This window comes from Paenibacillus sp. oral taxon 786 str. D14 (genome assembly GCF_000159955.1).
Classification (GTDB): Bacteria; Bacillota; Bacilli; order Paenibacillales; family Paenibacillaceae; genus Fontibacillus; species Fontibacillus phoenicis.
Window position 1 is genome coordinate 22,790 of the sequence record NZ_GG695974.1, and the last position, 14,525, is coordinate 37,314.

22 protein-coding genes are annotated in these 14,525 nt (G+C 55.9%); 1 reads left to right on the forward strand and 21 read right to left on the reverse strand.

Features of this window, described 5'->3' with window-relative positions:
* Positions 1–139: 139 nt before the first annotated feature.
* Genes avd through POTG_RS08730 form a run of 11 tightly spaced genes read right to left on the reverse strand, consistent with a single transcriptional unit; the run spans position 140 to position 7,642 of the window.
* The gene (gene avd, locus POTG_RS08680; protein ID WP_009224449.1) at positions 140–487 is read right to left on the reverse strand and encodes a diversity-generating retroelement protein Avd; all 348 of its coding nucleotides are present in this window, start codon (positions 485–487) and stop codon (positions 140–142) included.
* On the reverse strand, positions 441–722 hold the full coding sequence (locus POTG_RS08685) for a hypothetical protein (protein WP_009224450.1): 282 nt from the start codon (positions 720–722) through the stop codon (positions 441–443). Before POTG_RS08685 ends, avd begins: the two co-directional genes overlap by 47 nt.
* Positions 715–1,023: a hypothetical protein gene (locus POTG_RS08690; RefSeq protein WP_036644854.1), complete on the reverse strand. Its 309-nt coding sequence runs from the start codon at positions 1,021–1,023 to the stop codon at positions 715–717. Before POTG_RS08690 ends, POTG_RS08685 begins: the two co-directional genes overlap by 8 nt.
* Positions 1,013–1,324: a hypothetical protein gene (locus tag POTG_RS08695; RefSeq protein WP_232282269.1), complete on the reverse strand. Its 312-nt coding sequence runs from the start codon at positions 1,322–1,324 to the stop codon at positions 1,013–1,015. The genes POTG_RS08690 and POTG_RS08695 overlap by 11 nt, the downstream gene beginning before the upstream one ends.
* Positions 1,325–1,336: 12 nt before the next feature.
* On the reverse strand, positions 1,337–2,062 hold the full coding sequence (locus tag POTG_RS08700; protein WP_009224452.1) for a hypothetical protein: 726 nt from the start codon (positions 2,060–2,062) through the stop codon (positions 1,337–1,339).
* A 5-nt stretch (positions 2,063–2,067) separates the two neighbouring features.
* Positions 2,068–3,198 carry a baseplate J/gp47 family protein gene (locus POTG_RS08705; RefSeq protein WP_009224453.1) on the reverse strand — a complete coding sequence of 377 codons (1,131 nt, stop codon included), beginning with the start codon at positions 3,196–3,198 and terminating at the stop codon, positions 2,068–2,070.
* The gene (locus POTG_RS08710; RefSeq protein WP_232282261.1) at positions 3,195–3,593 is read right to left on the reverse strand and encodes a DUF2634 domain-containing protein; all 399 of its coding nucleotides are present in this window, start codon (positions 3,591–3,593) and stop codon (positions 3,195–3,197) included. Before POTG_RS08710 ends, POTG_RS08705 begins: the two co-directional genes overlap by 4 nt.
* Before the next feature lie 13 nt (positions 3,594–3,606).
* Entirely contained in the window at positions 3,607–3,891 is a 285-nt protein-coding gene (locus POTG_RS08715) for a hypothetical protein (RefSeq protein ID WP_009224455.1), read from the reverse strand.
* Between the two features lie 12 nt (positions 3,892–3,903).
* Positions 3,904–4,653, reverse strand: a complete 750-nt coding sequence (locus tag POTG_RS08720) for a hypothetical protein (RefSeq protein ID WP_009224456.1) — start codon at positions 4,651–4,653, stop codon at positions 3,904–3,906.
* 2 nt (positions 4,654–4,655) lie between these two features.
* The gene (locus POTG_RS08725; protein WP_009224457.1) at positions 4,656–5,255 is read right to left on the reverse strand and encodes a hypothetical protein; all 600 of its coding nucleotides are present in this window, start codon (positions 5,253–5,255) and stop codon (positions 4,656–4,658) included.
* A gap of 14 nt (positions 5,256–5,269) precedes the next feature.
* Positions 5,270–7,642, reverse strand: a complete 2,373-nt coding sequence (locus POTG_RS08730) for a phage tail tape measure protein (protein WP_009224458.1) — start codon at positions 7,640–7,642, stop codon at positions 5,270–5,272.
* Between the two features lie 78 nt (positions 7,643–7,720).
* On the opposite strand from POTG_RS08730, the gene POTG_RS08735 reads away from it, so the two are divergent.
* Positions 7,721–7,963 (forward strand): hypothetical protein, encoded by a 243-nt coding sequence (locus tag POTG_RS08735; protein ID WP_036644856.1) that lies wholly within the window; start codon positions 7,721–7,723, stop codon positions 7,961–7,963.
* A 219-nt stretch (positions 7,964–8,182) separates the two neighbouring features.
* Here the strand turns inward: POTG_RS08735 and POTG_RS08740 are convergent, their stop codons facing one another.
* Genes POTG_RS08740 through POTG_RS08785 form a run of 10 tightly spaced genes read right to left on the reverse strand, consistent with a single transcriptional unit; the run spans position 8,183 to position 14,457 of the window.
* A complete protein-coding gene (locus tag POTG_RS08740; protein ID WP_009224460.1) occupies positions 8,183–8,548 on the reverse strand; it encodes a DUF6848 family protein in 366 nt (121 codons plus the stop codon).
* A 45-nt stretch (positions 8,549–8,593) separates the two neighbouring features.
* Entirely contained in the window at positions 8,594–9,025 is a 432-nt protein-coding gene (locus tag POTG_RS08745) for a hypothetical protein (RefSeq protein ID WP_009224461.1), read from the reverse strand.
* 6 nt (positions 9,026–9,031) lie between these two features.
* Positions 9,032–10,453 (reverse strand): DUF2586 domain-containing protein, encoded by a 1,422-nt coding sequence (locus POTG_RS08750; protein WP_009224462.1) that lies wholly within the window; start codon positions 10,451–10,453, stop codon positions 9,032–9,034.
* Positions 10,446–10,664, reverse strand: a complete 219-nt coding sequence (locus POTG_RS08755; RefSeq protein WP_009224463.1) for a hypothetical protein — start codon at positions 10,662–10,664, stop codon at positions 10,446–10,448. Before POTG_RS08755 ends, POTG_RS08750 begins: the two co-directional genes overlap by 8 nt.
* Positions 10,657–11,160, reverse strand: a complete 504-nt coding sequence (locus POTG_RS08760; RefSeq protein WP_009224464.1) for a hypothetical protein — start codon at positions 11,158–11,160, stop codon at positions 10,657–10,659. The genes POTG_RS08755 and POTG_RS08760 overlap by 8 nt, the downstream gene beginning before the upstream one ends.
* A 3-nt stretch (positions 11,161–11,163) precedes the next feature.
* Positions 11,164–11,667, reverse strand: coding sequence for a phage virion morphogenesis protein (locus POTG_RS08765; RefSeq protein WP_036644857.1), 504 nt, complete (start codon positions 11,665–11,667; stop codon positions 11,164–11,166).
* 5 nt (positions 11,668–11,672) lie between these two features.
* A complete protein-coding gene (locus tag POTG_RS08770) occupies positions 11,673–12,188 on the reverse strand; it encodes a DUF1320 domain-containing protein (protein ID WP_009224466.1) in 516 nt (171 codons plus the stop codon).
* Positions 12,133–13,020 carry a Mu-like prophage major head subunit gpT family protein gene (locus tag POTG_RS08775; RefSeq protein WP_009224467.1) on the reverse strand — a complete coding sequence of 296 codons (888 nt, stop codon included), beginning with the start codon at positions 13,018–13,020 and terminating at the stop codon, positions 12,133–12,135. Before POTG_RS08775 ends, POTG_RS08770 begins: the two co-directional genes overlap by 56 nt.
* A gap of 15 nt (positions 13,021–13,035) precedes the next feature.
* Positions 13,036–13,434: a hypothetical protein gene (locus tag POTG_RS08780; protein ID WP_009224468.1), complete on the reverse strand. Its 399-nt coding sequence runs from the start codon at positions 13,432–13,434 to the stop codon at positions 13,036–13,038.
* A 3-nt stretch (positions 13,435–13,437) separates the two neighbouring features.
* On the reverse strand, positions 13,438–14,457 hold the full coding sequence (locus POTG_RS08785) for a phage protease (RefSeq protein WP_009224469.1): 1,020 nt from the start codon (positions 14,455–14,457) through the stop codon (positions 13,438–13,440).
* Positions 14,458–14,525 lie beyond the last annotated feature (68 nt).

Here is a 14,525-nt window from a genome sequence, read left to right on the forward strand (position 1 = left end):
ACCGGACGAACGACTAACAAGGCGGGCCGCCAGCCGATGTTGTCGTTGCGATTGGACGACGTGTTGTAATTCCAGTTGCGGGCCGAGTTGTAGCCGCGAATCGCACGGTAGGAGACCAAACAGAGCCAACCCTATGATCCTATCGTTTCGTGTGATGCGATTTGATCAGGCCGCCGGTGATCCGTCCCAACTCCGAAACCTTCTCCTGCAACTCGTATGCTTTTCGCTCCGTGATGTACTTTTGTCCGCGAGCCACGCTAATGAGCACGAGCAGCAGCTTGATATCGGCATCGACTTGGTGCAGATAATGAATTTTGTCATTCATCTTGAGCGAGTTGTACGTCATGGCATTGCGGATCACGCGGTAACATGCCTGCTTCATCTCCTGACAAAGACAAAATTTTTCCGCTTTCGGAAAGTTCTTCAGCAGGGGATAGAGGTTATTTAAGAATACTTCCGCTTTCTTCTGTAGGAGCAATGGTTGCATACAAGCACTTTCTCCCTCTGATTTGATTCAGCACGTCGATGTTGCCGTAGTATTCAAATCCGTAGTCCGTCACCCGGATCGTGGCGATTTCATTCATCCCGGCCAGCACGCCGGTTAAAACGAAGTCGTCATCGAAGCGTTGGGAACGGCACGGTTCGCACGCGGGAATGAGTTCCTGAAACAAGTTGGAAATCAGGCAGCTCATTTCCTTTTTCGTGCAGGCCACCTTATACATAGAGTCGTCTGGCTGCCGGGTCATAAATGCCATTGGAAAGCTTGATCGCATCGAGCGTGCTGAAGTTTTCCAGAAAAACGTTGTTCGTCAGGTTGTTCAGCGAGGCGTTCTTCAGTACCTCCACTTCGCTTTGAAGGGTGGCAATGGCCGCCGCGTTGGCGGCTGACGCTTCCGTGACCTCGTAAATGCCGGTTTCCATGTTGTTGAGGTTCCGCGCGCTGACCGGCGTCCCCTCCTGAATGACTTCGCCTGTCGTCGTATCGACGATGTGGTCTTTCCAGTCCGTTTTGTTATAAGGCATTTCCCTCGACCTCCATTTCCGAATACCTGTACTTGAATACCACATACAACCCTTTGGACTGCGGCTTGACGAATGTTCGTTCCGCGTTTGCGACGATATCGCCGTCCTGATCAACGAGCCGGACGTTGCCGATCTCGCCTGCGACCGAGTCATCGAAGAACACGAACACTTTCACGACGTCGCCCTCGACGCTCGTCCTGAACAGGTCGATGCTTTGGGTCGCGCCGTTCAGCTCGTATTCGGCGCGGGCGAGCGAATCGACGAACCGCTGCGCCTGTTTGCGCAAGCCGATTTCCGTCATTGTTTTCACGTTTTAACCACCCCTTGGCTGATAAAGTTTTTCCGAAGCACGAATCGTGTCCGCCAGCGGATACTGCACTTGCCCAAATGCGAACTGCGACTTGATCGCGGCGTCCGATTGCGCCAAGCTCCCAAAATTGCTCTGTGTCGGCCAAGTGCCGCATGCGAACGTATTGCAGAGCGCATATCCGGAATAGCCGGATTGAAAGGCCGAGCGGATCATGAGACGGTTTTGTTCTTCGACGGCGTAGCTCGGCTTGCCGCTGGCCGGTTTGACCTTCATGACTTCGCTGTCGATGACAGCGATGTCGTTGACGCCGCTCGGGTTTTTGCCAGCCAAATAGATAATAAATTCCGCCCAGCGCTCCGGATCGTAAAGGCGATAGGGCTCGATGTAAGATTGCTCATATCCGAGCATCCGAAGCGAGAGCAGGATGCCTTGCTCTGTTCCCGCCAGCTCGGCAATCTTGTGCTTCATCATCAGCCGCATCCGGTAGTTTTCGACGCTCTCGCCTTTGAGCCGCCGCATGCCGCGTTCTTGGCCGTGTTGCTCCAGCATCAGCTCGCTGGCGCTTATGATCATGGACTCCTCGCGGACGCGCAGGATGTCTTGCTTCGTTTGATCCGCGAGCTTCCCGATCACCTTCAGGAAGATGTAAAGCTGGTTCTTCGCCTTGGCTACTTTCTTGAGGGGGCCGAACAGGAGATGATACATATAGTCGCCAAACTTCTCGAACATCTCCGTTACCCCCTTTCAATCGTGACGGACACTTCGCCCAGAACGATCACCTTGTCGGTATCCAGCACAACGTCGGCGGACGGGCTTGTTACCCGTACATTTCGAACGATAGGGATGTCTTTTCGAATCCCGAAGATGATGTCCGCATGGTAGAGTTCATTCAGATTGCGCCCTTTCTGGAGTCGCAACATGTCCGTCAGGATCGCTTTTACGCGGGACTCAAGCCCCGTGGCATCCGCATCCGGCGGAATCCAGATCGTCACGGCCACATCCTGCGGAACCGTTTCGGAGGACTTCACCAGCACATCGTCATACGGCCCTTTGATCTGATTCGCGGCGGCGCTGACGGCCGCCAAAAGCCCCTCCGTCGCTTCTCCAGCCGTGCCAGTGACGATGATGTCGATGGTGCCTTGCCCTCTGGGGTGGAGGTCGTCCACACGGACGAACAGCACGCCGGGCACGGCCTCGCATACGTTCTTGTATTTGTCCGCGATGGGGAGGGTGGCCAGCTCCGCCCATGCGTTCAGCGTTCGTTCCCGCAGGCTCTCGATATCTTCGAGATCGCTGCCTTCTTGGACGATCCAATCGGATTCGTTGGTGATCCTGTCCACGCCCTCGATATGCGTCAGCGACTTTTTGATTTGACCCGGCGGAACGTTATATGTTGACCCCGGCTTTTCGGCCTCGACCAGAACCTTGAAGCTGGTGGCATTCGCGGGCATCGTGGCATTCTCCGTGACAATGAACCGAAGCTCCTCGCCCAGAATATCCGGCTCGGTCTTGAAGATATCGCCCTTCGAAATCTTGACCGCATTTCCCGGCGTATCGCGCTGAAGCGTGACGTATCCTTTGGTCTTCTGCGGCTGCTTTCGCTTCTTCGAGAAATCCGCTGCCTTAAGCTCCAGCCAGTCGCCTTCCGCATGCTGCACGAACATGTTGTTGAGCACCGTTCGCAGGAGCCTAACGAACTCGATCCGGATTTGGATGAAGATCATCATGAGCGTGTAGAAGATTCCGCCTGCTGCAAAGTTTGTAATGGCAAACCCTTCGTTCTTCAGCTCTTCCTGAATGGAACTGGCCAGTTCGTCGCGATCCGGGACGGGTAATATTTCATCCAAAATTTTCTCTTCGATCAAACCAATCTCACCTCCACCGAAACCCTGTCCAGTTCAATGTCGAGAATGGCGGTCTGATCGCTATCCGCGAATCCGAAAGAGACCTGAATGGCGATAACGTCTTCCCTTAAATCAACGGTCGTCTTAATTGTTTCGGGGTCGATCTCGGTTCGCCTTGCCAGCTTCGAACGGACTCGCTGCGCAATTTCCAGACGGAGCAACTCGTCGTCTTGCGACTGGATAAAGTCGAGCAGCGACCAGCCCCACGTTTCGTCATAAAAGACTTCGCCCTCTTGGGTCAGCGCTTCGATCCGTATGTCTTGCAGGAAGCAATCCAGCCCGGAAATAAGCAGCGCGTCGCCGTTCGCCGCTGCTGTGACTTGCCAGCTTTCGTCAAGCCGGATGTCTGTGTCCATCAATCCCGCCATATCAGATCACCTTCCCGACGATGAACAGGTTAAGCTGCCCATACAGGAGCAACGCGGCCACGATGTCGTCCGGATCGAGCGCGAGCTCCGATCTCACATTCGGGATTTCCGGGAAGCGCTCGTCCACGTTGCGGTTTGCATCGAGAATTTTGACGTTGTACACGTAGCCGCTTCCGTCGGTTCGCGCCTTCGTGATTTGCGCAAAGACCGCGCCCGGCAACTCGATGTGCGGGTACTCCTGCCGAATTTTTCGATTGACGACTGTATGCACATATTGCTCCAGCATGGGATCACCACCTTAAAAGTAAATGTTCGTTCGGATAAACCCGTTGTCGTTCGTGCGGAACACGGTTTTCTTGACCGCGAATTCCCCCGTGACTTGCGGATGGTTCACCCGGATCAGGTTGGAATGGCGGATGAAGGGAGCGGATACCGTTTCCAGTTCCCACAAACCATCTGCGCGGCGCAAAGAAATGATGTTCTCCGCGTACTCGAACGTGTAGATGTAGGATTGTTTGGGCTCCTGCCCCCAATAGAAAATTCCGTCAGCGAAGAAGAACCGCTCCTTTATCCCCCAGATCGCATGGATTGCCTCGATCACGGCGATGACGTTTTTTTGCCGGATTGGGACAACGCTCTTCTTCGGAAAAATCCTCGTCGTGAGCTGCACGTTCTGGATACCGGCTTTGTTGAGGCAGAAGGACAATATCTCCTGCGGCGTTGCATCCAGAAATGTATTCGTGATGATCGTGTCCTCCAGCAATATCATGTCGTCCTTCAGTACGATCTCGTTTTGCTCGACGCCGCTAAACGGGCTGACCACATACCCGTCAAACACCGTGACGAACTGTTCGTGATAGCCGAGCTGGATGCTTGCTTCGTCCCGGCGATTGATCGCGATTTTGTCCCTGAACTTCTCAGTGAACCGTACCTTCGCCCAATCGAAATATGAATCGGCGGAGGAATAAACTTCGATTTGGATGCCCTGTTGGAAGGCGTAGCGGCCAATCTGCGCCAGCATGTCGGGGTAGAATAGATCGACCTCCATGCTTACATCGCCTCCAGTTGCGCCATTTTGGCTTTGTAGTAAGCCGTCTTCGCGTCGTCTCTCGCCGGAGTGGCCGTTGTTTTGTCGCTCATCTTCGGTGCCGCGCCGCGCGATGTCAAATACTGCTTATAATCTGCGTTCAATTTGATGTCGCTTCCGGAAGCTTTGCGTCCGGCAGCGGCAGACTTGGTTGCCGTAATCTTCATTGGGATGTACTCCCAGAATTCGATTGTGACAGCGAGCTCGCTTTTTTTGTTCTGCTCCTTGGTCGTGAGGTTCTTGAAGATCACCTTCGAAATGCCTCGGACGGCGGTGTGCGCATGAACGAAGTCGTGCACGACCGGCTTTTGCTGACCCGGCTTCTTGAACAGGTTCTGAATGACGGCCAACTTCTCCAGCTTGGTCTGCTGCGGCCCGTCCTCCAGCACGAGCTCCAGCGTGATCTTCGCATCCTCATACCCGATGGCCTGCTTCGGCTTTTGGGTTTTGCCTTCGACTTGTTGCTCTTCCACCTGTGCGTCGGCCTTAACCTCGATACTCTTGAAGAGACCGGGGAGGACGACGCCCCCGACTTTGACTGTACTTTCGTCCACCAGTATCACGGCTCGTCCCCTCCTTATGCGGGCGACGGGGTAGCCCCGTTCGCGTTGACTTGGTCTTCGATCTCTCTCAAGAGCTTGAACAAGGTCTGCAAGTCCTTCAGGTTATTCAGGTCGATGTTCAGCACAAGCTGCTGAATGACCGTGCCGTTTTCCTTGTCTTTGGAAGAGGAGCTGTCGGTCGAGCTTTCCGAAACCGTCTCACGAAGGTTGATTTTCTTGGGCTCGCCGCCGCTTGCGGACAGTCCCATTTGCGCAAAGGCGTTCTCCGTAATCTCGCCGGGGATGTGCTGGCTTTTTTCCATCCCCGCGCCAATCGTTTCAAACACCCGTCGGCCCGAAAGCGTCAGCTCGGAGAGCGGCCCTTCCTTGGCGTCGGAGAAGGGAAGGAGGTTTCTGACTTTCTGAAGGACGCCTTTTACCGCCTCGACCGGCTTCATGGCAACGCTCTTGATGCCTTCGACCATCGTGTCGATGATTTTCGCGCCGCTCTCCCTGAACCATGCCGGAATGCCCGCGAAGAAATTTTTGATTGCGTTTATCCCGTTGACGAATGCGTCCTTGATGCGAGTCCACAGATTGGAGAAGAAGGCGACGATGGAATCCCAATGCGTGATGATGAGCAGCGGAATCCCGATGAACGGCATGAATGCGGCAATCGCGATTTGCAGCCATGTCGGCATGGACGAGAACAGATTTCGAATCCAGTCGAACCCGGCGCTGATGCCGCTCACGAAGCCGTTCCAAACGCCTTGTATCCACGAGACCACGGAGTCCCAATTCTGCCAGAGCAAAATGAGTGCGGCCACCAAAGCGACAATACCGACGACGATCCACGTGATGGGATTCGCGAGCAAAGCTGCCGTGAAGCTCCACACCGAAGCGATCAGCCCCGGCATCGCGCGCGCGGCGGTGAAGATGGCTTGCCTCGCCATGTTCGCCATGCCGACGGCGACGTTTCGCAGACTGGTGACTGCCATTCTCGCGCCGATCATCATCTGGTTGAACGCAGCCCTTACGCCGTCCCCGGCGTACATGGCCATGATTCGTATGGTCGTAATCGTGTCAGGGATGCGTCGAATTACTCCCACAAAGCCGGAAACATATCCTGCCGTCCGGGTAAATACAAGCCCAATACCGCCGATCACCGCGATTAACGATCCGCCCACCATCAAAACGGAGCCGATGACCAGCAGCACAATCATGATCGCTTTCGCGAGTTCCTGATGGCTGCCGATCCATGCGCTGATCCTGCTGATCCATTGTTCGCCTTTGGCCATAAACGAGTTGAAGGTAGGCAATAGCTGGTGCCCGAGCTCTTCGGTGACGTTGTGGAGGCGCTGCTTCAGCCGCTCGAACTTCTCTGGCTCCGTCTCGTTGATGGCCATTGCCATTTCCCGTGCAAGGGCGGTGCCTTGACCCATCGAATCGTAGATCGTCAGGATGTTCTCCTGAAGGTTGTCCACCTTGTTGTACAGCAAGTCGATGAGCGCGACCGCCTCGTCCGTCCCGAACGCTTTTTGAATCTTCAGCTTTTCGGCGGCGTCAATCGTCTCGCCGAACTTGCTGCGAAGCGTGGCTAAAATCTGCGGCATCGAGAGGAGCTGGTTGTTCGCGTCCGTGAATTTCAGTCCGAGCTCTTGCCCTGCCCGAGCCGCCGACTGGAGGAAGGCTCTATATTTCGTCCCCGCCTCGCTGCCGCTCATGGTGGCCTGAAGCATCCCGAGCACCGTGAGCTGTTCTTCGAGCGGCACATTCGCCGACGTGGCCGCCGCGCCCAAGGTGGATATGCTGTCCGCCATGCTTTTGCCAGACGCCTTGAAGACCTGAATCGATTTGGCCAGACCCGCCGACAGCATCTCTCCGAACTGAAGATCGGACAGCTCGTCGTAGTACCCTTTATAAATCCCGTACCCCGTTGCAAACAGCGACGTCATTTCGTCGATGGTTGCGCCGGTCGCCTTGGCCGTAATGCCCGCAATCTCCGTGTACTGCGCGACCCCTTCGTCCGTCAGGGAATCGATACCGCCCTTGATGTCCGTCGCCGCCCGCAGAAACTCCGATTTCGTCGTTCCGGGCCATTTATTGCTGAAGCTCGTCGCCGCATCTTCCAACGTTTTGAGGTCTTCCACGCCCATCGACTTGAGCACGCCGAGCGCCCGCTGGGTTTCGAATGTCGCTTCGACAGGGGCGAGAGCAGCCTGTGCAATCCCGGCTCCGATCCCTGCCCACGCCAGACCCGATTTCGCCATTCCGCCAAAACTTTCATTCAGCTTATCGATCCGGCTGACCGAGTTATCGACGTTCGCGTTGACGCGAGAAATCGGGCCGGACAGACGATCGATCATGCTGACGATGACGGAGAGGCGGAAAACCGATTCCAAGCCCACGCTTTCACCTCCTGTCTTTTACATAAATTTCTAATGTGCTATAGTAGAGTCAGAAGATTTTGCAAAGGAGCGATCATCATGTTCGGAATTATCATGGCTCTACTGACTTTCTTCTTCTACGTCATTTGTGCGGGCGTGGTGTTGGCCATCTTGATTTATTTGCCGCTGATGATATACGTCATTCCTTATGCGCTTTGGGTTGGATTCCAAAATCAGGTCGGCAAACATCTCGACAAGAAAAAGGAGCGATTTTGGCGCACCGTCCGGAATGCAACCAAGCTGTACGTGAGCTGGATCACGCGGAAAGAACCGTCCTTCTAGGGGGGCGGTTTTTTTATTCGCCGAACACCTTGTAGATCGCCCTCGCCACGATGTTTTCCTCCAGCTCCTGCACATATCTCGCCTTGGCGAGCGCCATCATAAACTCCTCGATATCCATGTCTCCGGGTTCCTTCTTTAGAAGAGCAGGAGGCAAAAACCGATAGATTTCCAGCGTCGCCGCTTCAAGGAAATTGGATTTTACCTCCCGGAGACAGCTCTCTAAAGTTGCCGCAAATTTACGTCCTTGCTAAGCCCCAGCATGGCCAGCAGCTTCTCGCCAAGCGAGATCGCGAGCGCCGGATATTCCTCCAGATCGTCGGAAAGCTTGCTGTATTGCTCCTCGACGACGTTGTCCAACACGAACGTTTTCAGCGCCTTCGAAGCGCTTTGGGCGGTCGTCTTGATATAGCGGTCGTAGCTGGCCACCGGCGGCTTTTTGAAGAAGTATTCGTTTTGAATGCTCGTGGAGTCGTCAGGCTCCAGCGTTACGACCACCCGGTACACCTTGCCGTACTTGGCCTTGTAGCTTTCCGCCAGTCCTTCCTTGTTCGTTTCTTTGGCCGCTTGAGTTTTCACTTCGCTCATCGTTTATCCCTCCAAAATTGTCATTTATTTTGAGAATGAACCGCATCAAAGCGGCTTAACGCCGTCTCGCTCGATGCCGCCCACGATGATGAAATCCAGATCGATCTTGAGCGATTTGTCGCCTTGCGCATTCTTGTGGCTCGCCTTCGTAAACGTGACGGTGTTCAGCACGTCCGTTTTCGTTTTCTCCGCGCCGTTCGCGTAGCTGACAACGATCTTCGGGATGACCAGCTTGTACAGCCCGATACCCTGCTGCTTGCAGTAGGCGATCAGATCGTCGAAGTCGTCCCGAAGGAGGGAGAGCTTGCCTTCGGACTTGTAGTTCCCTTCGCCGTACCCGCGCGGGCGTTGCCCTTTGCCGTAGACGACTTCTTTTTCCAGCTCGTCGTCGTAGGAGATTTCCTGCACTTCGAGAACGAGCCCCGGAATCTGGACGTTCACGTCGCCCCAGTCGTAGGCTCTGCCGTTTATGATCATGCGTCATCACCCTCTCCTGAATGGATTTTCCATGCCGAGGTCGATCTCGATTTCGCGAACGTAGCCGACCGGCACGAAGCGGATCACGACCCGCAATTTTTCGGAGACCAAAATGTCCTGATCTTCCGGCACTTCGATGCGGGCCGAAGAGATTTCTTTCGCCCGAACCATATCGTCGAGCGGAATTTCGATGAACTTGGCGATGGCTTCAAGGCTGCCCTGCAAATCCTCCATATCGACCATGCTCTGGAGCTGCTTCAGCGCCTCTTTGCGCGTTTCCCGGATGATTTTGTTTTTCACCCGGACGTTCTCCGCGTAACGGTAGTCCGAGCCATCCGGGGCCATCATGCGGGCGTTGGTGACGTAAAATCCGCTCAGCCCCTCGTATTGGCGGAAGGTGAGGTATTTCTCGTCATCCAGCGCACCGATGTAATCTTCGATGCCCTCCGGAAGCAGCTTGAGCATTTTGGTCTCAGGGATGCTGAAGGACTTCGTTTCCCCGATGGACTGCTGGACAAGGGCTCTCGCGTACAAACCGCAGACGATACCGGCGTTGTTGATCTCGGCCACGCGACCGTCCATCCGCTTGTACTGCGACCACGAGGCGACGATCTGCACGTCGGTATGGTCGATGCCACGCCGATCCGCCGCAAGCCGGTTGTAGAAGTCGTTTAGCGTTTCGCTGTCAGCCTTGCGGGTTGCTTCCATCACGACAAACAGCGGCTTCTTGTACACCTCGAAAAACGCCGTGACTTCTTCTGCGACCGCAACCCACAGAGGCCGGGCGGATTCGCCGACGATGTGGACGAACTCGAAGGGGATGACGGCATTGCGCAGCTTGGCCAGCGCATCGAGCACGTCCTGATTCGAAAGTTGCGGGGCGGTCGTTTTCACCGTGTACTGATCGCCCACCTTGAACGAATCCGACGGGTTGTCAATGGCTTCGCTGAACGTGAGCGTGACGCCGGTGTTCGGGATGACGAGCTCGCCGGTCGGCGACAATGTGAGCTCTCCAGAGAAAGAGTTCCCGCCATCGATGGAATATTGCAGCGTCGCCTGATTGAAGCCGCCTGCGCCGGTGAACACCACCACCACATCATAGGCATTGTTCGGGATTCCGTTTGCCGTGCAGCTTCCCGTTCCGCCGCCTTCCTTGTTTACCGTGCCAATCGTTCCCGCCACGGACGGTTGAACGGGGAGGCAGTACAATTTGCCCGAACCGTTTTCGACGCTGTCCATGACGGCATCCGCGAGCGGGCTGTATCCGAGCAGCTCCTTGATTTTCTGGTGGCTCATGCTGCCCGTGATCAGGATCGGGGAGGTTGAGGCGACGGGGGAGGCCCCGATCTTCACGTGAACCCCTTCGCCCTTAGCCGTCTGAACACCCAGCCCGCCATCGGAAACGATGGTCTTCACGTCCCTAAGCATCGGATTTCACCTTCTTTCCGCTGACCGGGCTGCCGAGAAACTCAGCGACCGCCCGGATATATTCGTTTTCTTCCACGTGTTTTCCCGGCTTCCAGCCTTTTGCGGCCAGCACGCCGCGAAAGACCGCAACGGGTGTTTTGTGCCGGGATTGCAGCTCTTCAATGGGCACGAGCTGCGGCGCGCCCGTTGTTTCTGCTTGCGTCTTAGCCATGTTCTTCCTCCTTTTCGATCTGGACTTCCGCGTCCAGTTCGCTGATCTTGGCGAAATCGCTGTCGCGGTACAGGCCGCCCAAAAACTTGACCTTGAGCTGAACCGCGATCTTCGACTTCAAAATGCTGTCCTCCTCATCCACCCAGTCCGCTTCGCCCGGTTCGATCTCCGTGAAATTCCCGTCGATGTAGATGCCGCGGTCGAGCGAAAGCATGAAGTTTTCGAAGATGCGCTCGCAGGCTTCCTGCTCGTATTCGCCGATCACGACGACGAAGGAGGTCTCGCGCGCGAACTGCTTGCGGCGCTTGTGTTTCCCTGTTTCGTCGTAATAGATTCGCTTCCCGAACTCGCGGATGAAGCTGTCGCCTTCGAAGAGAACAGCGCCGATGTGACTCTCCTGCGATGCCTTCAGCTTCTTCATGCTGGTGTGGACGGTGGACTTGATGCCCGCTTGCCGCAATTTGCCGACCAGATACTCTCTGCACGTTCCGATCATGCGTCATTCCTCCAGCGCCTTTTCCAGCGTGCTTTTGATTTCGAGCATGTCCTCCTCGCTGATCCCGAGGTACGGTCGCGCCGGAATCTTGATATTGACCCTGACCATCTTCTTGCGTATCCAGCGGTCGCCGATTTTGAAGACGAGCCCTTTCGGCGTTCTGGCCCTGATCGTGACCATTCGGCCTTTCTCGCCAAACTGATGTGTCCGGGCATAGACAAGATTCGTCCCGATGGCAAAGCCCGACGCATTGGCTTCGGACTTGATCGAATTCTTAAGCCTCGCGCTGTCCGTCAGCGTCTGACCGCCCGTCTGCGAGGCGCGGATGGACTTCGGCCACGGTTTGCCTTCCGGGTCTTTTTCGGTCTTAAACCTCTCTTTCGTAGACGTTCGGAGCGATTCGGCGAGCGCCAGACTCACGCCCTTCAAGTCCACATTCTCCAATTGATTCAGGCGTTTCCGCAGCCGCCTGATATCGCCTTCCAGCCGTATGCTCGTCGTTGCCATCGCCGTCACATCCCTTGCAGGCTGTTGCGCGAGAAGCGCCGGGAAGCGGAGTCAAGCGCAAAACCTTTTGCGGCCTTCTGCGTGTTATCCGTGATCCCGAGGTCGATGATGCCCTTGGCCACGTTCTCAAAGAAGCGGACGGCAGCGTTGTAGCGGTTCAGGTAGTTTTTTTCCTCCTTGCTCTCATCGATGCCGATCCGGCTGAACAGGTTGTAGACGGCGATATCCTTGGCGAATTTGTTGATCGCCTTCGGAACGGGGGAGAGGGGGACGGGGTATCTTTTGGCCAGATACCCGTCGATTTCCCCGCACGCGTCCGCGATGGCTTCCGCAATGATCGGAGCGATCTTCGCCTCGCGCTCCGCTTCGTCTTCGATATAGCGGTCGCCGATGAGCGCGTTCAGCGCGTCATCCTTGATCATGCTCCGGACTTCCTCCGTGGTGCAGTACATGCGCACCACGTCCTTACGCTTCTTCGCCGGTGCTGCCGTAGGCCATCTGCCAGAAGCCATACCCGGCATTCGCGCGCCCGTCCACGCCGTACAAATACTGCTTACGCATGAAGACGTTGTTGTCCGTTTCGGTATCGAGCGCCACGAATTTCGGCGTTTTGCGCTCCTGATAGATGAGCGGGAGCAGAGCCTTGGTCGTGCAGAGCAGATACCAAGCGGAATCCGCCCCGGCCAGATCGGGCACGACGAGCAGCTCGGCGGTGTCTTTGTAGATGTTGGTGGAACCGTCGATCATTTCCGCCTTCAGGATTTTGCGGCCAACATCTTCGAGCGCGGGCGGTACGACGAGCAGGTTCGGGACGAGCTTCAGGCTTTTGCCGTTTTCATCGACGAGCGACATCATGGCGCTGCGGGCTGCCGCATAGCTTTCCGGGGAAAGCCGTTTGGTGCTCTTGTTGCTAACCGTCTTTTTACCGACTTTGTGGTCGGTGGAGAAGAACGGTTTCCCGTCATAGCACGTATTGACGAAGCCGTCTTTCAGAAGCTGGAACACAAGTTCGTCCGGAAACTGCGCCGCGCTTTGCGCGATGTCCTGAATGACCGGGGTGTACAGACCGATGCGGTCATCTTCGATGTCGTTGCGATCCACGCCAATCGTGAGCTCGAAGTCCTTGTTCTTGATCGTGTAGTCCGATGCGGACAGGTTTTGCACTTCGCGGTCGCCGATCCATTCGCGCATGCGCGGGATGCGGCCCAGCCACTTGTAGTTCTCTTCGCCGTTTTCGCTCGTGACCTTCGTGGCCACTTTGTTCCAAAGGGTCGGCGTCGTATCGAACGCCTTGGAGAAAATCGTTTTGAAGCCCGTGTACAGGCCGCGAAGCGCTTGCTGGTTGATGATCATGTGTCAGTTCCTCCTTTACAGCGTTTCGACGATGACTTGGTCGCCGTCGATGCCAATGATTTTTCCTGCAACGCTGGAGTCTGTCTCCGTGATCGTGACCGATTCGTCATCGTTCATGTAGCACGGTTTCAGCACGTCCCGCTCGGTCACGGGGCCGCTCGCCGCATTGTTCCATTTGAACACGCCCCGGCGAACGACGATCCGGATGTCGCCGTCTTCTCCTTGCGTGTTATCCGCGAATTGCTCCGCCCGGCCAGCCGCCAAAAGTCCCGGCGCTTTGGTCGCGGGGATCGCGAAGCCATCCGCATCGACGGCAACGAATGCGCCTTCGAAAATTTTCACGCCGCCTTTGACGGGCAGCACCAGCGTCTTTCCGTCTGCCAGTTCGGTTGTGTTGCGTCCTTGCGTCAACATGGATTACACGTCCTTTCCGTATTTTTCGAGGTCTTCGCTCGTAACGCCGAGCATCTTGCAGATGGTCATCGTCATTTCGTCCTGCTTGGCCGACGCTTGCGACTTGTTGTCGATCTCCAGTTCACCGACCGGCACGACTTGCGGCGCTTTCTCGACGAACTTCTGGAAGCCGGACGGGTCTTTCAGCGCGTATTCTTCCGCCCATGCTTTTTGCGCGGCTGAAATCTTGCCTTCCTTCAGCGCCTTTGCGACCAGGTTGTCGGCATCCATTTTGTCGAGGCGCGCCTTGAGCGCGGCGAACTCGCTTGCGGGCACGAACCCGGTCGGGTTCTTCAGCGCCATGATGGCCGCCGCCACGTCTTCCGTTTTGGCGTTTTCGGGAACGCCGAGCAAAGACAGGATCGTTTTGTTGGCCACGACCTCTTGTTCTCCGCCGCCGTCGTCCTTCTTTCCGCCGCCGAGCGCCTCTTGCAGCGCCTTCATGATGTCATCTTGCGTTGCCGTTTCCGGCAGCCCCAGCAGGGCCGCCAACTTCTTCAAAAACTCTTCCATGTCGTTTTCTCCTCCTTCGGAAGTGTTGATATCCAACGAATTGATGATCGGGAACATCCCGTCGATGGCCGGGGTGTTGGTCAGCGCGACCGAGTGCAGAACGACCGCTTTCTGATCGGATTTCCGCACGAGCACGACGGGCGAGAGATACCGGTATTCCTTGTTCTTCAGATACTCCGCCGCCCTCGGCGTCCATTCGACTTTCGCGGCGATGGCGTCATCTTCGAGCAAGAGCTCCTTGATCCAACCGCCAGCCGGAGCCTGAACATCGGCGAGCGTCTGATGTTCGTAGTCGATCACCACGTCAACCCCTCGTTCTTCAAACGCCTTTTTCATGGCGGCGAAGCTTTCGCTATCGACGACAAAATTGCCTTTTTGGCTCTTTACAAGCCCAAGCGGTATGATCTTGATCTTGTCCGGCACCCCTTCAATTTGAGTGGCCGGGGATTGGCAGGCAATCAGCTTCGCCATCTTGTCACCTCCTTCCGGAAGCTTTATCGCGTCGCCAGACCCCGTTAAAACGCGTTATAACGGGGGGA

Coding starts and splice junctions, on each gene's coding strand:
- avd (WP_009224449.1), bottom strand. CDS start 487: ATGCAACCATTGCTCCTACAGAAGAAAGCGGAAGTATTCTTAAATAAC.
- POTG_RS08685 (WP_009224450.1), bottom strand. CDS start 722: ATGTATAAGGTGGCCTGCACGAAAAAGGAAATGAGCTGCCTGATTTCC.
- POTG_RS08690 (WP_036644854.1), bottom strand. CDS start 1,023: ATGCCTTATAACAAAACGGACTGGAAAGACCACATCGTCGATACGACG.
- POTG_RS08695 (WP_232282269.1), bottom strand. CDS start 1,324: ATGACGGAAATCGGCTTGCGCAAACAGGCGCAGCGGTTCGTCGATTCG.
- POTG_RS08700 (WP_009224452.1), bottom strand. CDS start 2,062: ATGTTCGAGAAGTTTGGCGACTATATGTATCATCTCCTGTTCGGCCCC.
- POTG_RS08710 (WP_232282261.1), bottom strand. CDS start 3,593: ATGGACACAGACATCCGGCTTGACGAAAGCTGGCAAGTCACAGCAGCG.
- POTG_RS08715 (WP_009224455.1), bottom strand. CDS start 3,891: ATGCTGGAGCAATATGTGCATACAGTCGTCAATCGAAAAATTCGGCAG.
- POTG_RS08720 (WP_009224456.1), bottom strand. CDS start 4,653: ATGGAGGTCGATCTATTCTACCCCGACATGCTGGCGCAGATTGGCCGC.
- POTG_RS08735 (WP_036644856.1), top strand. CDS start 7,721: ATGTTCGGAATTATCATGGCTCTACTGACTTTCTTCTTCTACGTCATT.
- POTG_RS08740 (WP_009224460.1), bottom strand. CDS start 8,548: ATGAGCGAAGTGAAAACTCAAGCGGCCAAAGAAACGAACAAGGAAGGA.
- POTG_RS08745 (WP_009224461.1), bottom strand. CDS start 9,025: ATGATCATAAACGGCAGAGCCTACGACTGGGGCGACGTGAACGTCCAG.
- POTG_RS08750 (WP_009224462.1), bottom strand. CDS start 10,453: ATGCTTAGGGACGTGAAGACCATCGTTTCCGATGGCGGGCTGGGTGTT.
- POTG_RS08755 (WP_009224463.1), bottom strand. CDS start 10,664: ATGGCTAAGACGCAAGCAGAAACAACGGGCGCGCCGCAGCTCGTGCCC.
- POTG_RS08760 (WP_009224464.1), bottom strand. CDS start 11,160: ATGATCGGAACGTGCAGAGAGTATCTGGTCGGCAAATTGCGGCAAGCG.
- POTG_RS08765 (WP_036644857.1), bottom strand. CDS start 11,667: ATGGCAACGACGAGCATACGGCTGGAAGGCGATATCAGGCGGCTGCGG.
- POTG_RS08770 (WP_009224466.1), bottom strand. CDS start 12,188: ATGCCGGGTATGGCTTCTGGCAGATGGCCTACGGCAGCACCGGCGAAG.
- POTG_RS08775 (WP_009224467.1), bottom strand. CDS start 13,020: ATGATCATCAACCAGCAAGCGCTTCGCGGCCTGTACACGGGCTTCAAA.
- POTG_RS08780 (WP_009224468.1), bottom strand. CDS start 13,434: ATGTTGACGCAAGGACGCAACACAACCGAACTGGCAGACGGAAAGACG.
- POTG_RS08785 (WP_009224469.1), bottom strand. CDS start 14,457: ATGGCGAAGCTGATTGCCTGCCAATCCCCGGCCACTCAAATTGAAGGG.